Genomic DNA, 2,717 nt, shown 5'->3' with positions numbered 1-2,717 from the left:
CCACCAACCCGACCACCGGCACCCGCCCCACCAATCCGATCACCGCCAGCACCTGCCCCACCAGCCCGATCACCGGCAGGACCCGCCTCACGAGCCTGGTCACCGGCAGGACCCGCCTCACGAGCCTGGTCACCGGCCGTGGCCCGGCCTTGCGATGCGAGCGCGCCGGCAGCGGAGTCGGCAGGGGCGTGCCCTCCGGGTGTGCCGTCGGAGCCGGCCGGGGCGCGGCTCGCCGGTGCGGGCGCGGCGCTCGCACCGGGCAGGTCCGGGGGCTCGCCGAGGAGTTCGAGCAGGACCGTACGGGCGCTGGGCCGGGCGGCCGGGTCCTTGGCCAGGCAGCGCGCCACGATCCCGCGCAGCGGGTCGGGCAGGCCGCCGAGGGCGGGCTCGCCGTGCAGGATCCGGTACGCCACCGCCGCGAACGTGTCGCGCCCGAACGGCGGCTCCCCCGTCGCCGCGAACGTCATGGTCGAGCCCCACGCGAACAGGTCGGCCGCGGGCCCGACGGTGTCACCGGACAGTTGCTCGGGCGACATGTACGGGGGCGTCCCCGAGGAGGCGCCCTTCGTCGCGGTGGCGTCCACCAGCCGGGCGATGCCGAAGTCGATCACCCGCGGCCCGTCGGGCCCCAGCAGCACGTTGCCGGGTTTGAAGTCCCTGTGCACCACGCCGGCCCGGTGGATGGCGGCCAGGGCGGTGACGGTGCCGATGGCCAGCCGGGTCAGCGCGGCGCCACGCACCGGCCCGGCGGTCGCGAGGGCGGGGCCGTCGATGTACTCGGCGGCGACGTAGGGAGGGTCGTGGTCGAGGTCGGCCACGAGCACGCGCGCGGTGCAGAACTCGTCGACCATCCGCGCGGCGGCGAGCTCGCGGGCGAAGGACCGGTCGATCCCGCCGGTCATCACCTTGACGGCCGCCTGGCCGGAGTCGGGTGACTCGCCCAGGTAGACGATGCCCTGCCCGCCCTGGCCGAGGCGGCCCACGATGCGAAACTCTCCCACCGCCTCGGGATCTCCCGGGCGGAGCGGATCGACTGCCACGTATGCCTCACACGATCAGTGGTGAGGCATGACCTTAGCTCATGGGTCGAGGTCGGCGGCAGAGCGCTCGGCGAAGATCCGCATGGCCTTGGCGGTGATCGGGCCGGGCGCGACGGGCAACTCGGTGTCGTCGACCCGCCTGATCGGCTGCACGTCGCGGGTGGTGGAGGTGAGGAAGGCCTCCTCGGCTTCGTAGAGGGCCGACAGCGGGATGTCGGCCTCTTCCGCTCCGCACCATTCGAGCACCAGCGCCCTGGTGACGCCCGCCAGGCAGCCGGCCTCCAGGGTCGGGGTGAGCAGGCGGCCGTCGCGCACGACGAAGAGGTTGGAGCCGGTGCCCTCGCAGAGGTCGCCCGCGAGGTTGCCGAAGACGGCCTCGCCGCCGCCGCGCTGCTTGGCGTACAGCAGGGCCTTGGCGTTGTCGCCGTAGGAGGTGCTCTTGACGCCGGCCAGGGCGCCGCGCTCGTTGCGCGGCCACGGGACGACGGTGACGTCGGCGGTGGCAGGGAACGGCTTCTGCTCGCCGACGATGACGACGGACGTGGTGCCCTGGTCGCCGCGGTCGGAGCCGAGCGGGCCGGGGCCGCTGGTGTAGGTGACGCGGATGCGGCCGAGCGGCCAGGCGGGCGCGACGGCCAGGATCTTGCCGATGCCGTCGGCGATGGCCTCGACGTCGGGCTCGGGCAGGTCCATGCGCTGGGCCGAGAGCGTGAGCCGGTCGAGGTGCCGGGTGAGCGCGAACGACTCACCCTTGACGATCTTGATGGTCTCGAAGACGCCGTCGCCCACCATCAGCCCGTGGTCGAACACCGACACGGTGGCCTGAGCGGGGTCGATCAGCTCCCCGTTGACCCAGACAGGGATGTTCACTTCAGTCTCCTCCTGTGGATGCCAGTGCGATGAGCCTGGCTGCCTTGAGCTCGGTCTCGTGCCATTCGCGCCCGGGGTCGCTGCCCCAGGTGATGCCCGCGCCCGTGCCGAACCGGATCTCGCCGCCCGAGAGCCAGAACGTCCTGATGCCCACGGCCAGCGCCGCCGTGCGCCGGTCGGCGTCGACCCAGCCCACGGCCCCACAGTACGGCCCCCGCGGGGCTGGTTCGAGCTCATTGATGATGCGGACCGCCGACGACTTCGGCGCGCCCGTGACGGAGCCCGGCGGGAACGTCGCGGCGAAGAGCTCGGGCCAGCCCGCACCCGGGGCCAGCCTGGCCCTGACGGTGGAGACGAGGTGGACGAGGCCGGGGTGCTCCTCGACCGCGCACAGCGCGGGCACCTCGACGGATCCGACGTCGGCGACCCTGCCGAGGTCGTTGCGGACGAGGTCGACGATCATGACGTTCTCGGCGTAGTCCTTCTCCAGCAGGTCGGCCGCGGTGACGCCGGTGCCTTTGATGGGCCGGGACTCCACGACGTCGCCGTCGCGCGACAGGTAGAGCTCGGGCGAGGCCGACACCACGCTCAGCCCGGGCACCTGGATCACCGCGGCGTACGGCGCGGGGTTGCCGGACGCCAGGCGGGCGGCCAGCGCGAGCGGGTCGGCGTCGGGCGGGGCGGGCGCCGACAGGATCCGGCAGAGATTGGCCTGGTAGACCTCGCCCTGCTCGATGTAGGCGCGGATCGCCCGCACGCCGCTCTCGTAGGCGGCGCGGCCGAGCGAGCTGCGCCATCCGCCGGGGC

At 73.6% G+C, this 2,717-nt stretch carries 3 protein-coding genes; all 3 read right to left on the bottom strand.

The genetic code is table 11. The features are described 5' to 3' along the window. Nucleotides 1-1,040: serine/threonine-protein kinase (locus tag E1292_RS50070; protein ID WP_132606825.1), on the bottom strand; the 1,040-nt coding region annotated here is incomplete at its 3' end. 39 nt (nt 1,041-1,079) lie between these two features. After that, nucleotides 1,080-1,910: an aminotransferase class IV gene (locus tag E1292_RS50065; RefSeq protein ID WP_220447465.1), complete on the bottom strand. Its 831-nt coding sequence runs from the start codon at nt 1,908-1,910 to the stop codon at nt 1,080-1,082. A gap of 1 nt (nt 1,911) precedes the next feature. After that, the coding region (locus E1292_RS50060; protein WP_132606824.1) for a chorismate-binding protein at nt 1,912-2,717 on the bottom strand (806 nt) is incomplete at its 5' end.

It is taken from the genome of Nonomuraea deserti (genome assembly GCF_004348685.1).
Classification (GTDB): domain Bacteria; phylum Actinomycetota; class Actinomycetes; order Streptosporangiales; family Streptosporangiaceae; genus Nonomuraea; species Nonomuraea deserti.
Note: the sequence above shows the minus strand (reverse complement) of the source record. Positions and strands in the feature narration are given on the sequence as shown.